21 protein-coding genes and 2 pseudogenes are annotated in these 23033 nt (G+C 63.8%); 14 read left to right on the top strand and 9 right to left on the bottom strand.

Features of this window, described 5'->3' with window-relative positions:
- Nucleotides 1-9: 9 nt before the first annotated feature.
- On the bottom strand, nt 10-936 hold the full coding sequence (locus tag ACH196_RS11360; RefSeq protein ID WP_396647006.1) for an N-acetylmuramic acid 6-phosphate etherase: 927 nt from the start codon (nt 934-936) through the stop codon (nt 10-12).
- 198 nt (nt 937-1134) lie between these two features.
- Between ACH196_RS11360 and ACH196_RS11365 the strand changes: the two genes are divergently transcribed.
- From ACH196_RS11365 to nagA, 4 genes are read left to right on the top strand one after another with little or no spacing between them, the layout of a single operon-like run.
- On the top strand, nt 1135-2016 hold the full coding sequence (locus tag ACH196_RS11365) for a BadF/BadG/BcrA/BcrD ATPase family protein (protein ID WP_396647007.1): 882 nt from the start codon (nt 1135-1137) through the stop codon (nt 2014-2016).
- On the top strand, nt 2009-2794 hold the full coding sequence (locus tag ACH196_RS11370) for a GntR family transcriptional regulator (RefSeq protein ID WP_396647008.1): 786 nt from the start codon (nt 2009-2011) through the stop codon (nt 2792-2794). Before ACH196_RS11365 ends, ACH196_RS11370 begins: the two co-directional genes overlap by 8 nt.
- Nucleotides 2791-3819, top strand: a complete 1029-nt coding sequence (locus ACH196_RS11375) for an SIS domain-containing protein (RefSeq protein ID WP_396647009.1) — start codon at nt 2791-2793, stop codon at nt 3817-3819. The genes ACH196_RS11370 and ACH196_RS11375 overlap by 4 nt, the downstream gene beginning before the upstream one ends.
- On the top strand, nt 3816-4973 hold the full coding sequence (gene nagA / locus ACH196_RS11380) for an N-acetylglucosamine-6-phosphate deacetylase (protein ID WP_396647088.1): 1158 nt from the start codon (nt 3816-3818) through the stop codon (nt 4971-4973). The genes ACH196_RS11375 and nagA overlap by 4 nt, the downstream gene beginning before the upstream one ends.
- 10 nt (nt 4974-4983) lie before the next feature.
- Here nagA and ACH196_RS11385 read toward each other — a convergent pair whose 3' ends face one another.
- Nucleotides 4984-6495: an aldehyde dehydrogenase family protein gene (locus ACH196_RS11385; RefSeq protein WP_396647010.1), complete on the bottom strand. Its 1512-nt coding sequence runs from the start codon at nt 6493-6495 to the stop codon at nt 4984-4986.
- Nucleotides 6496-6720: 225 nt separating this feature from the next.
- On the opposite strand from ACH196_RS11385, the gene ACH196_RS11390 reads away from it, so the two are divergent.
- Nucleotides 6721-7536, top strand: coding sequence for a sterol desaturase family protein (locus ACH196_RS11390; protein WP_396647011.1), 816 nt, complete (start codon nt 6721-6723; stop codon nt 7534-7536).
- A 136-nt stretch (nt 7537-7672) separates the two neighbouring features.
- A pseudogene (bchE, locus tag ACH196_RS11395) lies at nt 7673-9160 on the top strand (magnesium-protoporphyrin IX monomethyl ester anaerobic oxidative cyclase); the annotation flags it as partial.
- A gap of 98 nt (nt 9161-9258) precedes the next feature.
- On the opposite strand, the gene ACH196_RS11400 reads toward bchE, so the two are convergent.
- The 6 genes and pseudogenes from ACH196_RS11400 to ACH196_RS11425 all read right to left on the bottom strand — a co-directional run bounded on the left by ACH196_RS11400 (nt 9259) and on the right by ACH196_RS11425 (nt 11713).
- Nucleotides 9259-9666, bottom strand: coding sequence for a hypothetical protein (locus ACH196_RS11400; protein WP_396647012.1), 408 nt, complete (start codon nt 9664-9666; stop codon nt 9259-9261).
- Nucleotides 9663-9758: pseudogene (locus ACH196_RS11405) on the bottom strand (acetylglutamate kinase); the annotation flags it as partial. The pseudogene ACH196_RS11405 and the gene ACH196_RS11400, both read right to left, overlap by 4 nt.
- A gap of 12 nt (nt 9759-9770) precedes the next feature.
- Nucleotides 9771-10031, bottom strand: a complete 261-nt coding sequence (locus tag ACH196_RS11410) for a DUF2442 domain-containing protein (RefSeq protein WP_396647013.1) — start codon at nt 10029-10031, stop codon at nt 9771-9773.
- Entirely contained in the window at nt 10015-10257 is a 243-nt protein-coding gene (locus ACH196_RS11415) for a DUF4160 domain-containing protein (RefSeq protein WP_396647014.1), read from the bottom strand. Before ACH196_RS11415 ends, ACH196_RS11410 begins: the two co-directional genes overlap by 17 nt.
- A gap of 11 nt (nt 10258-10268) precedes the next feature.
- Entirely contained in the window at nt 10269-11159 is an 891-nt protein-coding gene (gene argB, locus ACH196_RS11420; protein ID WP_396647015.1) for an acetylglutamate kinase, read from the bottom strand.
- Between the two features lie 122 nt (nt 11160-11281).
- Nucleotides 11282-11713: a DUF1772 domain-containing protein gene (locus ACH196_RS11425; RefSeq protein ID WP_396647016.1), complete on the bottom strand. Its 432-nt coding sequence runs from the start codon at nt 11711-11713 to the stop codon at nt 11282-11284.
- A gap of 242 nt (nt 11714-11955) precedes the next feature.
- On the opposite strand from ACH196_RS11425, the gene ACH196_RS11430 reads away from it, so the two are divergent.
- Nucleotides 11956-12549 carry a sigma-70 family RNA polymerase sigma factor gene (locus ACH196_RS11430; RefSeq protein ID WP_396647017.1) on the top strand — a complete coding sequence of 198 codons (594 nt, stop codon included), beginning with the start codon at nt 11956-11958 and terminating at the stop codon, nt 12547-12549.
- The gene (locus ACH196_RS11435; RefSeq protein ID WP_396647018.1) at nt 12546-13262 is read left to right on the top strand and encodes an anti-sigma factor domain-containing protein; all 717 of its coding nucleotides are present in this window, start codon (nt 12546-12548) and stop codon (nt 13260-13262) included. Before ACH196_RS11430 ends, ACH196_RS11435 begins: the two co-directional genes overlap by 4 nt.
- Nucleotides 13263-13531: 269 nt before the next feature.
- Here ACH196_RS11435 and ACH196_RS11440 read toward each other — a convergent pair whose 3' ends face one another.
- Entirely contained in the window at nt 13532-14479 is a 948-nt protein-coding gene (locus tag ACH196_RS11440) for a hypothetical protein (RefSeq protein WP_396647019.1), read from the bottom strand.
- Between the two features lie 847 nt (nt 14480-15326).
- Here ACH196_RS11440 and ACH196_RS11445 point away from each other — a divergent pair.
- From ACH196_RS11445 to ACH196_RS11470, 6 genes are all read left to right on the top strand, one after another.
- Complete coding sequence (locus tag ACH196_RS11445) at nt 15327-15878, top strand: fasciclin domain-containing protein (RefSeq protein WP_396647020.1); 552 nt, start codon at nt 15327-15329, stop codon at nt 15876-15878.
- Between the two features lie 560 nt (nt 15879-16438).
- Nucleotides 16439-17650, top strand: a complete 1212-nt coding sequence (locus tag ACH196_RS11450) for an MFS transporter (protein ID WP_396647089.1) — start codon at nt 16439-16441, stop codon at nt 17648-17650.
- 501 nt (nt 17651-18151) lie between these two features.
- Nucleotides 18152-19357, top strand: a complete 1206-nt coding sequence (locus tag ACH196_RS11455; protein WP_396647021.1) for a phytanoyl-CoA dioxygenase family protein — start codon at nt 18152-18154, stop codon at nt 19355-19357.
- Nucleotides 19358-19380: 23 nt separating this feature from the next.
- Nucleotides 19381-20421: a GSCFA domain-containing protein gene (locus tag ACH196_RS11460; protein WP_396647022.1), complete on the top strand. Its 1041-nt coding sequence runs from the start codon at nt 19381-19383 to the stop codon at nt 20419-20421.
- A gap of 85 nt (nt 20422-20506) precedes the next feature.
- Nucleotides 20507-21493, top strand: a complete 987-nt coding sequence (locus tag ACH196_RS11465) for a hypothetical protein (protein WP_396647023.1) — start codon at nt 20507-20509, stop codon at nt 21491-21493.
- 377 nt (nt 21494-21870) lie between these two features.
- Complete coding sequence (locus ACH196_RS11470; RefSeq protein WP_396647024.1) at nt 21871-22800, top strand: hypothetical protein; 930 nt, start codon at nt 21871-21873, stop codon at nt 22798-22800.
- The last annotated feature ends 233 nt before the right edge of the window (nt 22801-23033 follow it).

Here is a 23033-nt window from a genome sequence, read left to right on the forward strand (position 1 = left end):
TTGACCTGTTCAGGTTCGATTTTGACGAGAGCTTATGCTCCCCTCTTCAAGACTGGCGAGCGCCGGCCGCAGCTTGTGGTCGGTTCCCTCCAGAAGTTCATCCGCGGCGGCGACATTTTTCGCGCCAGCCGCCAGCAAAACCGCGATCTTCACAGAACCGCCGGCCTTTTCCAGAAAGCCGGCCGCCTCTTCCTCGGAGCAGCCGGCGATGGCCGAGACGATGCGCGCCGCGCGCTTGCGCAGCTTCATGTTGTCGACGCGCAGATTGACCATGTAGCCGTCGTGGACATGGCCGAGATGCACGGCGACCAGTGTGGAAAACATGTTGAGCGCGATCTTCTGCGCCGTGCCGGCGCCCATGCGGGTCGAGCCGGCGACGATTTCGGGCGGCGTGGCGAGCACGATGCCGACATCGGCGCGCGTGACCAGCGGCGTGCCGGCATTGTTGGCGACGCCGATCGTCGCTCCGCCACGTTTCGATGCTTCCTCCAGCGCCCCAAGCGCGTACGGGGTGGTGCCGCTGGCCGACAGCGCGATCAGGCAATCGCCGGCGTTCAGGCCATTGTCAGTCACCTCTTTCGCAGCCTGCGCGGCATCGTCCTCCGGCGCCCCCGGCAGGTCGACGAAAGCCTGCCTGCCGCCGGCGATCAGCACCACCACGCGCTCGTGCGGAATGCCGTAGGTGCCGGGCAGTTCCAGCGCGTCGGCAAGCGCCATCAAGGCCGAGCTGCCGGCTGCGGCGTAGAACAGCCGCCCACCCGCGGCCAGCCTTTGCGCGGCCAGTTCGGCCGACTGGGCGATTTCCGCGATGGCGGCTTGTACGCTCTTGGCGGCTTCCACCTGGGCGTCCGCCAGCAGGCGCAGGATCGCGGCGGGCGGCTGCAAGTCGAGCCCCTTCGCCTTCGCGTTCACTGCCTCGGTGCCGGTCAGCGCCATCAATTGTCCTCCGATAAGTGGACAATACCAAAAAAATACCACTTGTCCAGCGGTCGTTAACGGATTTTTCGGCCGCCCGCGGCAGGCAGGCGACAAATCGATTAAATTACAAGGATTTGAGAAAAATTACCTGGATGTAAAAATTAACGCTTGGATATTGGTATTTTATTGGTATCATATCCACAGAGGAGCATCCGCGTGAATCTGGTACTAGGCATCGATGGCGGCGGCACGAGCTGCCGGGCGGCGGTAGCGACCGCCGACGGACGCATTCTGGGGCGCGCCAAAAGCGGCGCCGCCAACATCCGCACCGACCTGACGGGCGCCCGCTCCAGCATCGTCGAAGCCGCGCGTCGAGCCTTCGCCGATGCCGGCCTGGACCCCGACCTCATCGCCAGGACGCCGGCGGTGCTGGGACTGGCCGGCAGCAATGTCGGCACCTACCGCCAGCAACTGGAAGCCATCCTGCCCTTCAGCCAGAGCGTTGTCGAGAGCGACGCCGCGATCGCGCTGGAAGGCGCGCTCGGCCCGGACGACGGCGCCATCGTCATCCTCGGCACCGGCACCGCTTATATGATGCGGCGCGCCGGCGCGGTGCGCACCGTCGGCGGATGGGGTTTTCTGGTCGGCGACCAGGGCAGCGGCGCGCGCATAGGCCGCGACCTGCTGGAGCAGACCCTGCTCGCCTATGACGGGACCCGGCCGAGCTCCCCGCTGACGCAGGCCTTGCTTACCGTCTTCCGCGGCGATCCGCAGGATGTGGTCGAGTTCACCACCAATGCAAAACCCGGCGACTTCGGCGGCTTCGCGCCGATGGTGTTCGACCATGCCGAGAAGGGCGACATCGTCGCGCAGTTTATCCTGACGCGCGCCGTCGCCGATATCGAGGCATCGCTGGGTGTACTGGGTTTGAAGGACAGCGAACCGCTCTGCCTGCTGGGCGGGCTGGCGGCGCTTTATGCGACGCGGCTTTCTCCCGAATATCGGGCGCGGCTGCGCCAGCCGCTGCAGGATGCGCTGGGCGGCGCGGTGTCGATGGCGGTCCGCAGGTTCGCCACGGGCGAGGCGGCGCATGGCTGACCTTGCCGAGCGCATTCTGGGAGCGGTCAGGGAGGCGGGCCAGAACGGCGCGCCGCTCTATCTGAAGCTCAAGCGCTCGATCGAGGACGCCGTGCAGGAGGGGGTGATCCGTCCCGGCGACGCGCTGCCCTCCGAACGCGACATCGCGGCAAAAGCCGGCATCTCGCGCGTAACCGTGCGCAAGGCCGTGCAGGATCTGGTCAAGGGCGGCCTGCTGGTGCAGCGGCACGGCTCCGGCACCTTCGTGGCGCGGCCGGTGGAGCGGGTGGAGCAGTCGCTGTCGCTGCTCACCTCCTTCACCGAGGACATGGCGCGGCGCGGCATGACGCTACGCTCCGAATGGCTGGAGCGCGGCATCTACGCCCCCTCGCCGGACGAGATGATGGTGCTCGGCCTCTCCTCCAAGGAATCGGTCTCGCGGGTCAGCCGGCTGCGCATCGCCGACGGCACGCCACTGGCGATCGAGCGCGCCTCGCTGTCGGCGGCGGTCCTGCCCGATCCGATGGCGGTGGGGTCCTCGCTTTATGCCGCGCTGGAAAAGACCGGCAGCCGGCCGGTGCGCGCCGTGCAGCGCATCTCGGCCGCCAATCTCGGCGCGGTCGACGCGCGCCTGCTCGACGTGCCGACTGGCGCCGCCGGACTGCACATCGAGCGCATCTCCTATCTCGCCACCGGCAAGGTGGTGGAATTCACACGGTCGATCTATCGTGGCGATACCTATGATTTCGTCGCCGAGTTGAGAATCGGCGGCGGCGCGGAAGGCGGGGTAAGCCCATGACCGACATGACCCATATGCGTCGCGAGGTGGAAGAAATACCGGACGCGGCGGCGCGGCTGCTCAAAGGCAGCGGCAAGGTGCTGGCGGAGGCCGGTGCGGACATCAGGCGGCGCAATCCGCATTTTGTCATCACCGTGGCGCGCGGCTCCTCCGACCACGCAGCGTCCTTCCTGAAATACGCGATCGAGCTGACCGCCGGCATACCCGTCGCCTCGGTCGGCCCTTCCATCGCCTCCATCTACGGCGCGAAACTGCGGCTCGCCGGCACGGTCTGCCTGTCGATCTCGCAGTCGGGAAAGAGCCCGGACATCGTAGCCATGTCGAAGCAGGCCAAGGCCGGCGGCGCGCTCACGGTGGCGCTGACCAACACGCCGGATTCGCCGCTGGCGAAATCGGCAGACTATCCGATCGACATCCTTGCCGGGCTCGAGCGCAGCGTCGCGGCGACCAAGAGTTTTGTGAACTCTGCCGTCGCCGGGCTGGCGCTGATGGCGCATTGCACCGAGGACGATGCGTTGCTCGCCGCGCTTGCGCGTTTGCCGGAGCAGTTGCGGACGGCGGTCGGCTGCGACTGGATGGAGATCGCGGGCGAACTGGAGGACGAGCAGTCGCTGTTCATCCTCGGGCGCGGGCCGTCCTATGCCATCGCCAGCGAGGCGGCGCTGAAATTCAAGGAGACCTGCGGCATGCATGCCGAGGCCTACAGCGCCGCCGAGGTCATGCACGGCCCGCTGGCGCTGGTCGGGCCTGGCTTTCCTGTGCTGGCGCTGGCCGCCCGCGACGCCTCGGAAGCCTCCGTCGCCGAGACGGTGGACGCTTTGGCGGCGAAGGGCGCGGCGGCTTTCGCGACATCGCTGCGTACCGGCCAGGCGCGTCGCCTGCCGCATGTGGCGACCGGCCATCCGCTGACCGACCCGCTGCCGCTGATCGTATCCTTCTACGCTTTCGTGGAGGCGTTCGCCCGGCATCGCGGCCTCAATCCCGACGAGCCGCGCAATTTGCGCAAGGTCACGGAAACCCGCTGATGTCGTCTTTCGCGCTTTCCGCCCCGCGGATTTTCGATGGGGTGATCTGGCATCGCGATGCCGCCGTTCTGGTGCGCGGCGACGCCGTCGAGGCGATCGTGCCGCGTCGCGAAATCCCCTCCGAAGTGACTGTTGCCGAGTGTGATGGCATGCTGGTGCCGGGTTTCGTCGACCTGCAGGTCAATGGCGGCGGCGGCGTGATGCTGAACGACCGTCAGGATATCGAGGCAATCCGCACCATCTGTGCCGCCCACGCGCCGTTCGGCACCACCGCGCTGCTGCCGACCTTGATCACCGACACGCCGGAAATCACCGCGCGAACCGTCGCGGCAGGCGTGGCGGCGGCTGCGGCCAAGGTGCCCGGTTTCGCCGGTCTGCATCTGGAAGGCCCGCATCTGTCGCTGGCGCGCAAGGGTGCCCACGATCCGAAGCTGATCCGCACCATGGAGGATGCCGATCAAGCGTTCCTGATCGAGACGCGAAATCGCCTGCCGGCGTTGCTGACCACCGTCGCGCCGGAATCGGTGACGCCGGAGCGGATGACGGCGCTGGCGAAAGCGGGCGTGGTCGTCAGCCTCGGCCATTCCGACACGACCTACGCCACCGCCACGGCTTGCGCCGCGGTTGGCGCGACGATGGCCACGCACCTGTTCAACGCCATGAGCCAGATCGGCAACCGCGAGGCCGGGCTGGCCGGCGCTGTGATAGACAATGGCGGCCTATGGGCCGGGCTGATCGCCGACGGCATCCATGTCGACCCGGCGACGATCGGCATAGCAATGCGGGCCAAGATCGGCCCGGCGAAAATCTTCCTCGTCACCGACGCCATGTCGACCATCGGCACGGACATGCAATCCTTCACGCTGAACGGCCGCACCATCCGCCGCGAGAACGGCCGGCTGACTCTGGCCGACGGTACGCTGGCCGGTGCCGATCTCGACATGATCTCTGCAGTACGCTTCATGCATCGCAAGATCGGGCTGGAGCTCGGCGAGGCACTGCGCATGGCCTCGCTTTATCCGGCCGAGGCGATGGGGTTTTCTCGCCACGGCCGGCTTGTTGCGGGCTCGCGTGCCGACATAGTGGCGCTTTCGGACGGCCTCGATGTCCGCCGCGTGTGGATTGGCGGCGACCGGGTTGTCGGCGTCGCCTGACAGCCGGCGCTCAGTCGATGTCGAAAGACACGCCCTGCGCCAGCGGCAGTGCCTTGGAATAATTCACCGTGTTGGTGGTGCGGCGCATATAGGCTTTCCAGGCGTCCGAACCGCTCTCGCGGCCGCCGCCGGTCTCCTTCTCGCCGCCGAACGCGCCGCCGATCTCGGCGCCCGACGTGCCGATGTTGACGTTGGCAATGCCGCAATCCGAGCCTTCGACCGACAGGAAGCGCTCGGATTCCATCAGGTCGCGGGTGAAGATCGACGACGACAGGCCGGCGCCGACGGCGTTGTGGTCGGCCAGCGCGGCGTCGAAGTCGGAATACTTCATCACATAGAGGATCGGCGCGAAGGTTTCCTCCAGCACCGGCCCGGCCTGCTTCGGCATCTCGACCAGCGCCGGGCGGACGTAATAGGCGTCGGCGTGGCCGTTCTCGACGCGGACGCCGCCAGTGATCTTGCCGCCCTCGGCTTTCGCCGCGTCCAGCGCCTTTTGCATGCCGGAAAAAGCCGCCTTGTCGATCAGCGGGCCGACAAGCGCCGATGTCTCCAGCGGGCTGCCGACCGAGACGCTCTCATAGGCCTTCCTCAGGCGCGGCACGAGCGTGTCGTAGACGCTTTCATGCACGAACAGGCGGCGCAGCGACGTGCAGCGCTGGCCGGCGGTGCCCATGGCGCCGAAGGCGATGGCGCGCACTGCCATGTCGAGATCGGCCGACGGGCAGACGATGCCGGCATTGTTGCCGCCGAGTTCGAGGATGGCGCGGGCGAAACGTTTTGCCAGCCGCGGGCCGACGTCGCGGCCCATGCGCGTCGAGCCGGTCGCCGACACCAGCGGCACCTTGGGATGGTCTACCAGAACCTCGCCAACGGCGCGATCGCCGATCAGCACCTTCAGCAGCCCCTCCGGCGCGCCGCCGAAGCGGACAACGGCGCGGGCGAAGATCGCCTCGCAGGCCAGCGCCGTCAGCGGCGTTTTTTCCGAAGGCTTCCACACGACCGAATTGCCGCAGACGAAGGCAAGCGCCGCATTCCACGACCACACCGCGACCGGAAAATTGAAGGCGGAGATGACGCCGACGACGCCGAGCGGATGCCAGGTCTCCATCATGCGGTGGCCGGGGCGCTCGGTGGCGATGGTGAGGCCGTAGAGTTGGCGCGACAGCCCGACCGCGAAGTCGCATATGTCGATCATCTCCTGGACTTCGCCGAGACCTTCGGACGGGATTTTTCCGACCTCGATCGAGACCAGCCGGCCGAGATCGGCCTTGTGGGCGCGCAATTCCTCGCCGAGCAGGCGCACCAGCTCGCCGCGCTTCGGCGCCGGCACGTTGCGCCAGTCGCGAAAGGCCGCGTCGGCGGCCTCTATCGCGTTTGCCGCATCGGCAGCCGAAATGCTCTTCAGCGCCGCGATCTCCTCGCCGGTCACCGGGCTGCGGACGATGAGGTCGCCGCCCGAGAGACGGTCCGCCGCAACGCCCATGCGTCCGAGAAGCTCCTGCGTTTCCTGTTTGACAGTCATGATTGGGTTCCTTCCCATGGCTCCCGTGTCGCGAGGACCGGTCGCTTCGATCTTGAGTGTGGCCGATCTGGCCGCGATGCGGGGCCTATAGCGCGATTGCTCCGGCCGTTTCCACCGCTTTCGCAGTCTGCATGCGCGGGCCGCGGCTTTCGGCCAAGTTTGCCGCAGTTGGAAGTTGTGGTAGGCGTTTGAAACTCGCTGATCAGGGGAACCGACGCGGAGCCGATGACTGCATTCCTCGACCCTCTGCTGACGTTCCTGACCCTGCTTGCGGCGGTCTATGGCGTGACGCTGGCGCTGTATTTCCTCTATGGTCTCGGCATCACATGGCTCAACGGCCGCAATCCCGACCGGCGCATCCAGAAGACCCGCCGCGGCGAGAAGCGCATGTGGGCCGAAATCCGCCAGAGCATGGTCTCGATCCTCGTCACCTCGACCTCCGTCTCGCTCGGCCTGTTCTCGCAGCACATGGGCTGGGCGCCGGCCCCCTGGGCGCTCACCTGGTGGAATGCGCTGCCGCTGTTCTTTTTGTGCATGGTCATATCCGACCTCTGGTTCTATGCGGCGCACCGCCTGCTGCACACAAAACTCTTTTACCGGCACCACGCCTGGCATCATCGCAGCGTTGCGCCGACGGCATGGAGCCATGACTCGATGACTGTGGTGGATACCGCACTGTCGCAGGCGCATCACACGCTGATGGTCTTCATCATACCGTTCCCGCCGCTGATCATTCTCGCCAACCGGGCCTACGACCAGATCAACGGCACCTTCGGCCATGCCGGCTTCGAATATTTCGCCTCGCCGACCGCGCGGTTTCCGTCGCCGATGCTGTGCGTGTTCTTCCACGACCAGCACCATTCGGAATTCCGCTACAACTTTGGAAACTACTTTTCGTTCTGGGACCGTGTCTTCGGAACCATCGCGCCGGACTATGACCGGCGAACGGAAGTGCTCCAGGCGGAAGCAGCGCCGCTGCGCCTGACCGGCAAGAGCAAGGACGCTGCCGTCCCGACGCGGAGCGACCTGACGGCTGAGTGATTTCCGCGGCGCCGGCGTGCGTCCGGCAGCCTCTGCACAATCTTTGCTGATCACGCGCCCCAGCCCGCCTTGTTCCAGCCAACCGCCGGTCCACTTCCCAGCCTAGCCCTGTGCCGGGAAAGCTGGAGACCCGGACATGCGGATCGTTCTCGTCAACCCGCCGCACACGGCGATCGGCAGCCGTATCCCTGATGATCATCTGCCGCCACTCGGCCTGCTCTGCCTGGGTGGCCCGCTGATCGACGCTGGGCACCAGGTGCGGCTGGTCGACGCCGAATTCGGGCCAATGACGCTGGACGCCCTCGTCTCGGACGCCTTGCGCAACGGCCCGGATCTCGTGCTGATCGGCCATTCCGGCTCGACCTCCGCGCATCCGACGGCACTGTCGATCGCGCGGATGCTGAAGGCGGTCGCGCCGGAGACGCTGGTCGTCTATGGCGGCGTGTTCCCGACCTACCACTGGCGCGACATCCTCGCCGCGACCGACGCCTTCGATATCCTCGTGCGCGGCGAGGGCGAGGCGACCATCGTAGCGCTTGTGGCGGCGCTTGCCTGGCGAAAGCCGCTGTCGTCGGTCGAGCGCATCGCCTACCGCGACGATCTCGGCCGGCCTTTCGCGACGCGGCCGGCGCGCACCATCGCCAATCTCGACGATTTTCGCGTCGGCTGGGAACTGATCGACCATGCCCGCTACAGCTACTGGGGCGGCAAGCGCGCCATGGTCATGCAGTTCTCGCGCGGCTGCCCGCATCTCTGCAACTATTGCGGCCAGCGCGGTTTCTGGACGCGCTGGCGGCATCGCGACCCAAAACTGTTCGCGAAGGAGATCGCGCGCCTGCATCGCGAGCACGGCGTCGAACTGGTCAACCTCGCCGACGAGAACCCCACCTCGTCGAAAAAGGCCTGGCGCGCCTTCCTCGACGCGATGATCGCCGAAAACGTGCCGGTGCTGATCGTGGGATCGACCCGCGCCGACGACATCGTGCGCGATGCCGATTCGCTGCATCTCTACCGCAGGGCCGGCGTCATCCGCTGGCTGCTCGGCATGGAGAACACCGACGAGCAGACGCTCTCGCTGATCAGGAAGGGCGCCAGCACGAAATCCGACCGCGAGGCGATCCGCCTGTTGCGCAAGCATGGCATATTGTCGATGGCCACCTGGGTGGTCGGCTTCGAGGACGAAGGGTTTTCCGACCTGTGGCGCGGTTTCCGGCAGTTGCTCGCCTACGACCCCGATCAGATCCAGGCGCTCTACGTGACGCCACACCGCTGGACGCCGTTGTTCCGCATCGCGCGGGACAGGACGGTGATCCAGACCGACGCACGCCTCTGGGACTACAAGCACCAGGTGCTTGAAATGAGCCGGTTGAAGCCGTGGATACTGTTCCTCGGCGTCAAGCTGATCGAGGTGATGGTGCAATCCAGGCCGAAGGCGCTGGCGCGCATCCTGCTCCATCCCGACCCCGAGCAGCGGCACTCGATGCGCTGGTACACGAAGATGGGCCGGCGTGTCTGGTTTCATGAAGTCTGGGATTTTTTCGCGCGCGACCGACGCATCACCGGCGGACCGAGCCTGGCGGAATTCTGGGGAGCCCCGCAGGATCGGGAGGAAGAGTCGATGGTTGTCTCGGCGCGATCGTGGCAAGGCTCGCAAACCCGAGCGGAGCCCCGAAGTATCGGTGGTGAACAGCGCTTCCGAATGCGGTGCGCCGCTTCCGGCGGTCAGAGTTCCGGCCCAGCCGGCACGGCGAACCGCAGCACCATCGGCCGTCCGGCGATGACGCCGCCAAAACTCTCGGTGATCGGCAGGGGCAGGGTCTTGTCGAGGGCCTGCAGCACCGAGGTCACGAAGGCGCGGTCGAGGTCGCTGCTGCCTTGCAGCTTGGAATAGGTGGCGCGCGGCTTGCCGATCAGCGTTCCGTCGCGGCGGACGGAAAAGGTCAGCGTCAGCTCCTTGCCTTGGGTGCCGGCAGGTGGCGACCAGCAGGCATAGAGCGCCGGCCAGAGTTCGGCCAGCGTGTTGATCGGCTCGCGGCTTCCGCAGGCGCGTTGCTGCGCCGGGGAAGTGGCCGTGCTGCAAAGCAGGGCTGCCACGGCAGCGATGATGAGCGGAGCCTTGTGACCGGTCACGGCACGATCAGCGTGCCGGCGCCATGCTGGGTGAAGAGTTCCAGCAGCGCCGCCTCGATGCAGGTCTCAACCTTGGGGATCATGCCGCTTGAACGAGCCCGAACCTACTCCGCCGCCGCCTTTGTCATCGGCCGCCCTTGATCGCCGCGTCCGGCGAGCAGACCGGCAATGGAGATATCTTCATCCAGCGCCTCCCAGTGAAGCCCACGGCTGCTGATCGATACTTCTTGAAGTTCGGCTGGAGAAGCGTGCAAAAGCCGTGGGAACCAGGCGAGAGGCACGCTCAAGGTACGGCCGTCGGACAGGCTCACCCACATGCTGTCCTGATCGAAAGTCACCCTGGTGGCCTTAACCAAAGAAGTCATTCCAAGCCCGCTCGATTTCGTTGCGTCTGCGCTCGATTATCTCCGTCAATTCCCGGAGCGTTCGGGCATCGAAGCCATCATTGTACGCTACCACAACATCAGGCCTCAGCCAAAACTTGGCGTCAATGCCATCCTTGAGCACATGCACGTGCGGCGGTTCGCGCGGATTGCCTTCGTTCGAGAAGAAATAGAAACGAAAGTCCTGGTGACGAAATACCACCGGCATACATGCGTCCCCTACGGCACGATCAGCGTACCCGCGCCATGCTCGGTGAACAGTTCCAAAAGCACCGCGTGCGGCGTCTTGCCGTTCAAAATGACGACGCCCTCGACGCCACGCTCGATCGCCTCGATGCAGGTCTCGACCTTGGGGATCATGCCGCCGGAGATGGTCCCGTCCTTGATCAGGGCCTTGGCCTCGGCCACCGAAAGTTCGTCGATCAGTTTCTTGTCGGCGTCGAGCACGCCGGGAACGTCGGTCAGGAACAGCAGGCGTTTGGCCTCCAGCGCGCCGGCGATGGCGCCGGCAAAGGTGTCGGCGTTGATGTTGTAGGTGTGGCCGTCGCGGCCGGGCGCCACCGGCGCCAGCACCGGGATCATCTCGGAGCGGGCGAGCAGGTCGAGCAGGGTGCGGTCGACCTCGACGGGTTCGCCAACGAAGCCGAGATCGAGTACGCGCTCGATGTTGGAGTCGGGATCGGTGACGGTCTTCTTGGCCTTCTCGGCGAATACCATGTTGCCGTCCTTGCCGCAGAGCCCGATCGCCCATTCGCCCTCGGCATTGATCAGCGCCACGATCTCCTTGTTGATCGAGCCGGCCAGAACCATCTCGACGATCTCGACCGTCTTCTGGTCGGTGACGCGCAGGCCGCCCTCGAACTTCGATTCGATGCCCATCTTGGTCAGCATGGCGCCGATCTGCGGGCCGCCGCCATGGACGACGATCGGGTTGACGCCCGACTGTTTCAGGAGCGCGATGTCGCGGGCAAACGCCTGGCCGAGCGCCTGATTGCCCATGGCGTGGCCGCCATATTTCACCACCACGGTCTTGTTCTCGTAGCGCTGCATGTAGGGCAAGGCGCTGGAGAGCAGGGCAGCCTGGGCGGCGGCGGTTTCGGTGATGTCCATGGTCGTGAAAATCCCTCGGGAAAGCGCTGATTCGGCGGGCGTCTTAGCGGGAAAGAAGGTGGCGGGCAAATGCCGCTGTCGGCCCGCTTGCACGTTGCGGAGTGGTGTTTGCTCGGGCTGACTTAACGCAGCGAAGCCAGCAGGAAGATGACAGTCGCGGCGAAGCCGAGCACGGTGCGCACGGCGTGCAGGCCGGCCCATTTTATCAGCAGCGCGCGGCTTTCCGGACCAGCCTGAGACGGATCGGTCGCCATGAGTATTTTATTGGTCGGCATGATGACGATCAGCGTAAAGGGCCAGTTGGCGACGAGCACAACGGCGCCGGCGAGCCATAGCCAGAAGCCCGTCTGCCACCAGGCGAGAAGGCCGAGCAGGAAGCCGAAAATCGCCAGCGACGCCTGCATGACAAACCCGCGCTTGTAGGCAGGTTTCCACTGCGCGAGCGCCGCGAGGTCGTCGAGGCCGAGGCGGGCCGGCTGCTCCACGGCGTTTATGTAGACCGCCGCGCCGGCGAAGATGGCGGCGACGATGAGGGCGAGTTGGCCGGCGAGCATCGCGATGTCCCACGTCCGGAGGTCTGGCGGATAGATGGCCCGCCGGCCGATGCCGCACAAGGGCGAGACCCCGGAAAGCGCGGGCGGAGAATTTTCCACCCAGCCGGATCGAAATTCGTCCGACGACAAATCCGGCGCGGCCAGCCCAGCGTATTTCTAGCAACAACTGGCGGCCTGCATGGTCCGGTCCGGGAGCGGATCATGCTGAAGGCCGCTTCAATTCGTGGTAATCCTTCCCAGGCATGGAACCGAGGACCTCAGCCTTTCCGACCGGCCGTCAGCCCCAGAACGGGGCGCCGGCGCCGCAGGATATTACAAAACTGATCGTGCGCACTTCGATGAAGGACCGCGCGGCCTTCGACCTGCTCTACCGCCATACCAGCGCGAAACTCTTCGGCGTGTGCCTGCGTGTCTTGAACGACCGGGCAGAAGCCGAGGAGGCGTTGCAGGAAGTGTTCGTAAAAATCTGGATGAAGGCCGACCGCTTCGCCATTTCCGACCTGAGCCCGATTTCGTGGCTGGTGGCGGTGGCGCGCAATCATGCGATCGACCGCGTTCGCCAGCGACGGCAGGCTTCGGTCGACATAGGCGAGGCGCTCGACATCGCCGATCCGGCGCCGGGGCCGGAGGCCATGGTCGCGGCGGGCGGCGAGAGCAAGCGCATATATTCGTGCCTCGACGAACTGGAAAAGGACCGGGCCGAGGCCGTGCGCGGCGCCTATCTGCGCGGCGAAAGTTATGCCGAACTGGCGGAGCGCTATCGCGTGCCGCTGAACACCATGCGAACCTGGCTGCGCCGCAGCCTGCTGAAACTGAGGGAATGTCTTGAGCGATGAGCATCGCCGACGATCATAGGCCGGATGAAGGCGGCGACGATCTGCTCGCCGCCGAATTCGTGCTTGGCGTGCTGCCGGCCGAGGAGCGCGCCGCGGCGGCGCGCCGGATCGAGGCCGAGCCGGATTTTTCGCGCGCGGTCGAGCGCTGGGAAGGTCATTTTGCGCCGATGGCGTCGGCCTATGTGCCCGTCGAGCCGCCGGCCTCGGTCAAGGCGGCGCTCGACCGGCGGCTGTTTTCGCGGCAGCCGGCCGCGGCGGAGAAGCCGTCCTTCTGGTCCAGCCTGACATTCTGGCGCGGCCTGACCGCGACAGCGGTCGCCGCCCTGCTGCTTGCGGTGGCGATCCCCTATATGCGTCCCCCGGCCGGGGCGCCGCGGGAGCAACTGGTCGCTTCGCTTGCCGCCGAGGGCAGCGACGTGCGTTATCTCGCCGTCTACGATCCGGCGGCCGGCGAAGTCGGTCTCAGCCATGTCTCCGGCGAAAGGGCCGCCGGCAAGGATTTTCAACTGTGGATGATCGAGGGCTCGAATGCGCCGGTGTCGATGGGCGTCATTCCCTCCGGTCCATCGGTCCGTCTTCCCGTCGATCCCGCTTCCGCCGTCAAGTTGGGCGTCGGCGCAAAACTCGCCATCAGCCTGGAGCCGGCCGGCGGCTCGCCGACGGGCCTGCCGACCGGGCCGGTGATCTCGGTGGGCGATCTCTTCCGGCTTTGAGCCCGTTGCCTTGGGACTGGTAGTCAGCTCGGATTTGCGCCGGTGTTCTTCGCCCCACAGTCCCGTCGTGGCCGGGCCGGCGCAAACGCCGGGGACAGTTTACTTTTTTCCGCCTGAGCCAGCCTTGAAGCGGCTGCGCCCTTGTGCGGAAAAAAGTAAACTGTCCCCTGTAGGCAGCCATCTTCGCCGCCACGCCCGGACTTTTCCGGCTGGCCATTAAATCATTGAGATATTTTGCTTTTCGAGAACCGCCGGTCCTGCCGGCGCCGTCATGACGTATCCCGCCTCGGCGGCTCCAGCGCGTAGTACGCCATCGCATTGGCATGTGCCAAGATCTCATCGACCTCGCGGATGTTCTTGCGTTTCGGAGCATCCGGGTCGAAGCGCGGCAATCTTCCGCCGGGCGGCCGCCCGCGCCGCAGCGGCGAAAAACGCCGGAAGCGCACCGGACCAGGCTTGCCCTGCGCTGCCGCCGCGTCGCGAGCCGCTTTGTCGCGTGCAAGGCTTGCGTCGTTGCGCGCCTTCCAGCGGGCGAAACGTTGCGCCTGGCCGGGAAGATCGTCGAGTGCCTGACCCAGCGCGTCCAGCCTGAGCGTCAGCTTTGCCGCATTGATCGGATCGTCATGCGACGGCGGCGGCGGCAGGGGGATGCGTGGCGCGTCGTCGTCGAGCGACCGGATGCGCGGCACGGCACGCGCGGGAACATAGTTGCGGCGGATGCGGAACGGATTCTTGAGCGCATCGAGCAGCGAAAGGTTTTGTCCACGCGGCCTGGCGGCGCGCCGTTCGGCGACTTTCCGTTCGGCTTCATAGCGGGCAAAGTCTTCTCTCGACAGGGTGACGGCAAGGCCGAGGCGGCGCATGGCGGCCACCGTGTCGGATATCTTTGGCTTCGGCTTGCGCGGGCGAAACGGCGGCAGCGTCACCACGATGCCTTGCGCTGCCGCGATGATCAGCCGACGCGCGGCGGATTCGGCCGGACGCAAGAGCAGAAGAATGGCGCGGTAGAGATGGCGTGGCAGGCAGAGTGCCGGAGACGGTTTGTTCCGCCCCGTCTTTCCCGCCCGTCCCGGCCTCGGGGCAACCGCGGCCTCCTGGAGCACCAGCGACAGCGGCCTGCCGAACCCCATCTCGGCCATGCCGATAAGCATCAACAGGATATGCTTCAGCGCCTGCCGGTATCCCTCGATCGTTGCACTTGCGTCTCCGAAGTCCAATGCCGCCTCCTTCCGTCCCCGCACGGGAACCGGCTGCAAGTATGAGGCAGGTTTTGGGGAGGGGGATGAGAATCTTGTTGGACGGCGTTTTGTGCGTCGGGCGGGCGAAGGCGTGCGAAGCAAAAACAATGGGTTGGCGGGCCTCGCCGTCCACCGTCCGGGAAAATTTTCTGTCTGGCGGCGGTCTTTCATCCCCGTTTTCGGGTCGCCGTGCCGCGCTTTTTCGGGACCGCTGGAGTGCTTCGCCACCGGTACGGCATGGTTCCCAGGGTCTCCGCACTCGCTTCGCTCGTGCTCCGCCCTAGGATGACGAAGGCGCGGGGCTTCGAGGCAAATCGCCGGCGTTGGCGATTGGCGGAAACGGCCGACGCGTTCGTCATCCTAGGGCGGAGCAGGAGCGAAGCGAGTGCGGAGACCCTAGGAACCATGCCGTACCGGTAGTGAAGTGCTCCGGCGAGGTAGAATAACGTGGAGCATGACCTATCCGAAGAAGAGAGCGAAAAATCGCCGCCCTGCGGAAAATTCTCCTGAGTGTACGCGAAAAAGCCGACTTTGAAAATGCGTGATCCAATCGGCGAAATGAGGAGAGGCTACCGGCAGGATGGTAAGGCCCGGTACGAATGGTTGAAACCGGCAATCGCCGCCGTTTGTCCGATTCCGGCTGAAATGCGGGACCGCTGACTCAAATCCCGGCGGCGCTGAAACTTTGCGCCGCCGCCCCTCGTATCTGGTTCTTATGGATCGTGCGCCGCGCCAAAAAACTCAAAAAAATCTGAAACTTATGTGCAACCGGGCGCGTGTCTTCTGCTGCCCCCGAGAAACGGGAACAAGCCAAGGAGAACCTGAAATGCGCAAGTTCACTGCACTCGTCGCCGGCGCTCTCGCTTTGTCCGCCGCAACGCTCGCCTATGCCGGCAACCCGATGGTCGGCGGCGCGCCTATGTATGCCGACAAGAACATCGTCGAGAACGCCGTCAACTCGAAGGACCACACCACGCTGGTCGCCGCCGTGAAGGCCGCCGGCCTTGTCGAGACCTTGCAGGGCGCCGGTCCGTTCACCGTGCTCGCGCCGACCAACGAGGCCTTTGCGGCGCTGCCGGCCGGCACGGTCGAGACGCTGCTGAAGCCCGAGAACAAGGACAAGCTGACCAAGATCCTGACCTGCCATGTCGTCGCCGCCAAGGCTTTGTCGAGCGATATCATGAAGATGGTCGACGACGACAAGGGCGCGCATCCGGTCAAGACCGTCGGCGGCTGCACCTGGACGGCGAAGTACAGCGGCGACAAGATCACGATCGAGGACGAGAACGGCAACGTCGCCAACGTGACGATCGCCAATGTCGAGCAGTCGAACGGCGTGATCCACGTCATCGACAAGGTTTTGCTGCCGAAGATGTAAGGAACGGCGGTCATAGCGATAGCCGGAAACAATACCGTCCCAGGCTGTTGGGTGCGCGGACCGTTTCCGGCTTTTCACGCCCGTGCATCCGGGCGCTCCGCGGTCCCTGTGCCGCGGAGCGTTTTTCGTACAGCGATTGACTTCGCGGACCAACCGCTGACATCCGCGTGGTCGCACGCCTTCCTGCCATCGGGCCGCGACACCATCCCGAAAATCCAAGGAAAAACAACAGTGGCGGATGCCAACGCGCGCCATGTCATGCTTGGAAGAAGGCGCGAAATCAAATGCTTGCATGGAGTGTCAGGAGGAAACGCGCCGACAAGCCGGACATTGTACCTCGTTGAAGTGACCCACGGCCGTCTTTCATGCCCCTGCCCGGCGACCGGCCGAAAATCGCTCCGACCGACCGGACATGTCCGGGCGATGTCGTTTTTGACGCCGCGCCCGGTCCGGCGGCGCGGCATCTTCGGGCGATGGGAGATGTTTTGGCGAGTTCCAGTGCAGCGGTCGAGGCGGGGGATAAAAACCCCGCCGAGGCAGGGGACAAGAACCCCGCGCCGATGCTCGCCGTCGCCTCGATCATCGTGTCGATGGCGCTGGTGGCGGTCGGCAACGGGCTGCTGTTTGCCTACATCCCGGTAAAACTCGGCATGGAGGGGTTCGCGCCGACCTGGGCCGGGTCGATCCTGACTGGCCTGTCGGCGGGCGGGCTGCTCGGCTGCCTCTTGACCGGGCCGCTGGTGCGCCGCGTCGGCCATGCGCGCAGCTATCTGCTGTTTTCCGGCCTGATCGTGCTGGCCAACGCGCTGGTGGCGATCGAGGTCGACGCGCCAGTATGGATTTTTGCGCGCGCGCTCTACGGCATCGCCATATCCGGCCTGTTCATCGTCGCGCAGAGCTGGCTGAACGACGCGGTCGCCAACGCCATACGCGGCCGGGTGATGGCGATCTTCTATGTCGCCTATGTGGTAGGGCTGGGCACCGGCGCCTTCCTGCTCGGTTTCGCCGACCTCGCGACACCGGACGCGCCGATCTTCGGCATCATCTTCACCGCCCTGTCGATCCTGCCGGTCGGGCTGACCAATCTGGCGCAGCCGCCCGCGCCGCAGGGCGCTTCGGTGGCGTGGCGAAAGGCCTGGCGCATCTCGCCGGTGGGCATCGCCGGCATGCTGGCGGTCGGCGGCCTGTCTATGATGATCGCCGGCTTCGCGCCGATCCATGCGACGGCAAAAGGCTATTCGCAGAGCCAAGTGGCGACGCTGATGTCGGCGATGCCGCTGGGTACTCTGATGTTCCAGTTCCCGCTCGGCTGGATCTCCGACCGCACCGACCGCCGCTATGTGCTGATCGCCGCTGCCCTTTTGGTGGCGGTCATGGGCGTGGTGGCGATCCGCTTCGACGGCGGCGCGCTGCTCACCATCATCGTCATCTACGTCGTCTGGAGCGGCGCGTCGGATTCGATCTATTCGCTGTCCAGCGCCCACGGCAACGACCGCGCCCAAAAGGGCGATCTGGTGACACTGTCCAGCACCATGCTGTTCGCATGGTCGGTGGCGGGTTTCATCGCGCCGGGCCTCGGCACGGTGCTGACCGCACTCTACGGCACGCAGAGTTTCATCTATGTGGCGATCGCCATTGCCGCGGCTTTCGCCGGCTTCGTCTTCTGGCGCGTGCTGAAGGTGGCGCCGGTGCCGGCGGAGGAAACAGGCAGCTTCGCGCCGATGACGGCGCAGGCGCCGATGCCGTTGATAGCCGCGCAAGAAGAGAAATGATCGATCCTGGTGCTCCGGCTACACTAAGCGCAACACTGCCGAAACCAGTTCGATTGCAGTTGCCCCTCTGGCACGAAGTTGATTTTTGTCCGGCAACAGGATAGGTATCTCAGCCAAATTGATGGAGGCGACCGCCGATCTTGTTCCGGCGCCTCGGCTTGCCGCTGGGTATGTATGTGAGATCCAATGCGGATTGGACTTCTCACGGGTCCCGCGAAAGGGTCACATACGCGCAAGGCGAAGCTGGCGACGGATAGCAGAATGTCGTGCGCCTGTTTGCAGCGAATGGCGCGCAAGGCGTCATCGCTGTTGTGCGGGCAATGCTGATGCAACGCTGGAAATCGCGCGTGGCTGCATTGGCGTTTTAACCCGAGGCCCTGCCGTTGCGGCGGAGCCGGTATCGTGCATCTGGCCATCATGCGCCACTATAATCAGTGCAAGTTTTAGGAGATCAACAGGGGATACAGTTCAATATCGAAAAGGGATTGATAGAGGCCTGCCATGGATATCTCCGACGACAGAATTTTACTCGAAGCGAGAGACACATCTATTCAGCTCGAGCAGATCACGGTTGATGATCTGAAAAGAAATCTGGGAGATTACCTAGAGCCAAACTGGCGATCTCGAAGAATAGTTGGCGGGTGGGAAAATTACGTCAGGACTGGCCGCAACGATCAGGAGGCGTACCTTCACATCCGAGCCGCTTACTCGGAGACCCGCGGGAAGAGTAACAAGGTCTTCTCGGATATACTTTCATTCCATACCAGGAATGCCGAATACGACATGTCCCAGACCATGTTCGGCGGCTACGTCACCGGTGAGAAAGGCGACGGGGCGGACACGCTCGTCACCATGGCGAATGGTGAGGATGGGGAAGACGTCAACGCCGGCGCGTGGGAAAAGATCATCCAGGGCGCGGCAAGGCATCTTGAGGAGCACGGATACTGGATCAGCAAATTCCGCGTCCCTGAAGCGACCGTCGAGAGCCTCAAGGCGAGGATCCTCAAGAGGATGGAGCATTATCACGGGCCTGCTGTCGAGGCCATGCTGCAAGGCAAAGAAGGGGCACCCGGCCTGCTGAAGGGCGACTCAAAATGGCTCACGACGTTCGAGGAGATGTACAAGATTTCCGCCGATCCGCTCCTTCTGTCGATCGTGCAAACCTACCTAGGCCTGCCGCCGATCTTCAACACACCGATCTGCTTCATCAGTTCCTCGGCAAAGCCCAAGACCGCGAAGGAACTCTCGGACAACGCGCAACTTTATCATCATGACATGCACAGGCTCGGCTTTGTGAAAGTTTTTGTGTATTTGACGGATGTCGATGAAAAGAGTGGCCCTCACACGCTCATCAGCGGCTCGCATCGCTCCCGGCCGGCTCCATTGTGGGCCGATGGACGTCATTCGGACGAGACCATCGCTCGGCACGAGCTTGACGCCAGGGAGGTTCGCATCGGCGGGAAGGCTGGCACCGTTTTCCTGGTGGACACCAGCGCGCTCCACAAGGGTCTCAGGCCCGAGGCCGGTCATCGCATCATGGCACAGGTCCAATATGCCAACTCGCTGTTCGGTCGCCCGCTGGCGAAATCGGACCACAAGATCGAGCTTGTTCAGACATCGAACAGCAAGGACATGGAAAAGGCTGCTGTGCTGGTTCGAAAATATGCCAAGCGCTCCGGCGTGCGTTTCATGCAGAACTTGATCTAGCTGATCGAACGGAGAAACTTCCGATGAGCGACGACGACGACGACCAGAACGCGGCGCCAATATTTGACGAGCCGATACCCGCTGCCGCTCCGATCAAGAAGATTGTGGTCCGGGACAAGCCGAACCCACGCTGGTCGTCGCACTTTACGAACAAGCTTCTTACGGTGAAAAAGGCGCCGATCTTCGGCCCCGACGACATCGTCTACACCATCGGAAGCTGTTTCGCCGAGAGAATCCGGATTGCTCTGACTGCGGAACGCGTCAATGTCGGGCCATATGTGGGGGGCATCCCAATGGCCGCGGAGAACTACAGGATCGACAACCTGCCTTCGCGCCCTCACATGAACTATTACAATTCCTTCACCATCCGCCAGGAGTTCGAGCGTCACATCGGCGTGTGGCGTCAGGCCGACGACGACTTCTGGGTGCACCCCCGTGACAAGTTCTGGGGTGGCGAAGCGATGTATCAGGATCCCTATCGGCGTGCCGTTTTCGGCAGGACCCCCGAGTCTCTGATGGCGGCCGTTCGCCACCTTGACCGAGCGATCGACGAAAGCATTCGTCAGGCGTCCGTTTTCTTTATCACGCTCGGGATGGCCGAGGTCTTCCGGAACAAGAAGACCGGCCTCATGGCATGCCAGAAGCCGGGGTATGCGGGCGGCGTAGGCGAGGAGGAAACGGAGTTCCACATGTCGACCTACGAGGAGAACCTCGACAACATGAGCCGCGTTGTCGAAATCATCACCGGGATCAACCCCGACGCACGGATTGTCGTTACGGTTTCACCCGTCGGACTTGCCAGGACATTTGGAGAAGACGACATCATCACGGCAAACACCGAGGGCAAAAGCCTGCTGCGCACCGTCCTGGGGGCACTCGCCCGCAAATACGAGAATGTCGTGTACTTCCCTTCCTATGAGATTGTGATGGCAAATTCGCCGGTCAGCTTCCGGGAGGATGATGGAAGGCATGTTGCAAACTGGGTCGTTTCGAAAATCGTGAAGGCCTTCAAGGAGGCCCACTACGATCCAAACTTCAAGACGCTTGCCGCCGCCGCCGAGTAGGAGTCTGAACTAACTGGAGGTTGATGGACCGATGCCCCCCGGGACGGGCCGTACCAAGACCAGCCAGGAACGAGCCTGGCTTTCGGTGCGAAAGAAGTTCGAGCTCTATGCTCGAAAGTTTCCGCAGGACCATATCTCGGCGCATCTTACGCGGCTGCGTGAGCTCGATATCAGTAGAAAAGACCCATGCCACTTTTACCGGAAGCGTGACTTTGTCCAAGCCTTCGGAGTGAACATCCTAAATGTGGTTCCCCACTCGCTGGAAGGCGGCTTCTACTATCCAAATGTCATCGCCGGGGAATACACCGCTACTGCAATCAGCCCCATCCGATATCTGATGAATCAGATCCGTCCCGATACGGCCGCCATCGTTGAGTTTGGCAGCGGCTGGTCAGCCAACCTGTTTCAGCTTTACGTCGGATTAGGGGCCACTGTCTCCCGCAAGATCGACTATCACGGCGCCGAATATACAGATGAAGGCCAGCAGACAGCGACCGAGATGGCCGCCTACGACAAGAATATAAACTATTATGCCCATAGTTTTGACTACCGGAAGCCCGATGTCTCGTTCCTGAATGGCTATGGCGGGCACATTCTGGCCTTTACGCGCCATTCCATAGAGCAGGTCGATGAGATCAGCCCGCTGCTGTATGACCAACTGGGCGCCCTGAAAGCTGCGGTGACCCTGGTTCACCTGGAGCCGGTCGGGTGGCAGACGTTCTCCAGCTTGGTGGCGAGACGCACAGCCGACGACGTGGAATTCTTTGAAGCAATTGGCGCGCGCGTGGCCGCCGGAGTGGTTGAACCACAGGCGAAGACACCGGACCCCAAATACAAGAGGATGGTTCAGGCTGAAAATGCGGCATGGTGGTCGTGGCGTATGAATTACAACACCAATCTGTTTTCGATCATCTCCGGAAACAGAAGGGCGAACAAAATCAAAATGATCGCTCAGGAAGTCGATTTTGCGGCAATCGGAAACGTGCTTAATCCGACCACGCTGTTTCATTTGGAATTTATCAAGGAACCGTCCACAAGAGACGGTCACGCGCTGGAGCACGTCAGCGCCTAGCGGCATGGCCGGGAGTGATTTCCTGCTAAAGCATGTCGCACCCAATCGGCCTCATTATGCCGGGCCGATTTGGACCAAATCCTTCGGCCTTCATCTTTTCCGGGCCACCAGCCCGACCTGCGACGAAGCCCTCGGTCTTGGCACAAATCGTCTCCGACAGAATGAGGCCGATTGAATGCGACACGCTTTAAAAGAAGCTTTCGCGGTCACCCTCACTACCACGCTGTGAACATCTGACACCCCCTGGGTAGTCCTGCGGCTGACGGCACTGCCCGGCACGTGCTGCGTCCACAATCCCCGATGGACGGAAAACGCTTGGAATTCTTTTTCTTTTCCAGGAAAATGAGCCTGGAAATTCCACAGCCGAGGATTGCCCGTTGGCCAAGGACATCGACCGAAAGCTGCGGGTAACGGCTGCGCTGCTGGGCACGATCACGCTCAAGGATCTCGGAGCGGCGTTCCGGCGTATCAACCCTACAACGTCGTTCGACGTCGAGCGTGCCCACAAATGGATCCAGGGACGCGCCAGCCCGCGCGAGCTTCAACTCTATGCCGACTGGGCCAGGCTGCTCGATCTCGACCGGTCCGGCAATTGGGTCGCCGAATCGGATGCCGAAGACTTTCTTGACGCTGTCTGCGCGCGCCACGACCGCGACCGCGAAACGCTGAAACGGCACATCGGACCGCCGAACGGGCATGCCGCCCGCCCGGAACGCGGGTTCATGCTCGCCGGCACCTATGCCTGCTACTCCCATTCATGGTCGCCTTATTTTCGCGGCCGGGTGGTCCGCGGAGAACTGGTGATCAGGCCGGGCTCGGGTCCCAACCGGTTTCAGGCGAGCTATGCGGAGGTTCTGCCGACCGGCCGGCTTTCTGTTGAAGGTTCGGTCTCCATAGAAAAGCAGACGATCCATCTCGATTTGCGCGAACGGGGAGGCGACGCCCACTTCGCCTATTTTCTGTTCCCGCCCACTCCGCCGGTCAGCGTCCTGGCGGGCCTGATGTGCGGAACCCCGGTCATCGGTCCGGTGGCGCAGCCTTCCGTCACCCGCATCGCCATGATCAGGCTTCCCGCCGCCAATGCAAGGCTCAGCACCGCCGATGCGTATCTGCCGACCCAGGGCTCCATCGCCGAGGATCTGGTCGCGCTGGGTCTGAGGATCACCGATCCCGCCGCTGTCGACCGGCATTTTGGCGCCTTTCTGGCAAGGGGCGACGGCCTCGACCAGATTCCGCTCAGCGATTACCAGCCATTGGTCGAATCGCTCGACCGGGCGTGGCTCGACTTTCCGAGCGCCACTTCTTGAAGTCACGACGGCGGGCGTAGGACAGTCGGGCCTGCCGAATTCGACACGTGGCGTCGGCGCCCTGTTTTGCCCCTTCATATTCCGCAAGCAAACCAATCTCATCGCGTTCGCAGCGCCTCAAAATGGCTGGTAATCGGCAAAAGCCTGGAGCAGTATATGCCCTGATGGCTCAGCCATTGCCCGGGAGGGGCTCAGACGGCTTGGAAGTAAACCGCATGTCCGCGACAGCCGGG

The sequence above is a fragment of the Mesorhizobium sp. IMUNJ 23232 genome (assembly GCF_044326205.1).
Classification (GTDB): Bacteria; Pseudomonadota; Alphaproteobacteria; order Rhizobiales; family Rhizobiaceae; genus Kumtagia.

Coding starts and splice junctions, on each gene's coding strand:
- ACH196_RS11360 (WP_396647006.1), bottom strand. CDS start 936: ATGGCGCTGACCGGCACCGAGGCAGTGAACGCGAAGGCGAAGGGGCTC.
- ACH196_RS11370 (WP_396647008.1), top strand. CDS start 2,009: ATGGCTGACCTTGCCGAGCGCATTCTGGGAGCGGTCAGGGAGGCGGGC.
- ACH196_RS11375 (WP_396647009.1), top strand. CDS start 2,791: ATGACCGACATGACCCATATGCGTCGCGAGGTGGAAGAAATACCGGAC.
- ACH196_RS11385 (WP_396647010.1), bottom strand. CDS start 6,495: ATGACTGTCAAACAGGAAACGCAGGAGCTTCTCGGACGCATGGGCGTT.
- ACH196_RS11390 (WP_396647011.1), top strand. CDS start 6,721: ATGACTGCATTCCTCGACCCTCTGCTGACGTTCCTGACCCTGCTTGCG.
- ACH196_RS11410 (WP_396647013.1), bottom strand. CDS start 10,031: ATGACTTCTTTGGTTAAGGCCACCAGGGTGACTTTCGATCAGGACAGC.
- ACH196_RS11415 (WP_396647014.1), bottom strand. CDS start 10,257: ATGCCGGTGGTATTTCGTCACCAGGACTTTCGTTTCTATTTCTTCTCG.
- argB (WP_396647015.1), bottom strand. CDS start 11,159: ATGGACATCACCGAAACCGCCGCCGCCCAGGCTGCCCTGCTCTCCAGC.
- ACH196_RS11425 (WP_396647016.1), bottom strand. CDS start 11,713: ATGCTCGCCGGCCAACTCGCCCTCATCGTCGCCGCCATCTTCGCCGGC.
- ACH196_RS11430 (WP_396647017.1), top strand. CDS start 11,956: ATGGAACCGAGGACCTCAGCCTTTCCGACCGGCCGTCAGCCCCAGAAC.
- ACH196_RS11435 (WP_396647018.1), top strand. CDS start 12,546: ATGAGCATCGCCGACGATCATAGGCCGGATGAAGGCGGCGACGATCTG.
- ACH196_RS11445 (WP_396647020.1), top strand. CDS start 15,327: ATGCGCAAGTTCACTGCACTCGTCGCCGGCGCTCTCGCTTTGTCCGCC.
- ACH196_RS11450 (WP_396647089.1), top strand. CDS start 16,439: ATGCTCGCCGTCGCCTCGATCATCGTGTCGATGGCGCTGGTGGCGGTC.
- ACH196_RS11455 (WP_396647021.1), top strand. CDS start 18,152: ATGGATATCTCCGACGACAGAATTTTACTCGAAGCGAGAGACACATCT.
- ACH196_RS11460 (WP_396647022.1), top strand. CDS start 19,381: ATGAGCGACGACGACGACGACCAGAACGCGGCGCCAATATTTGACGAG.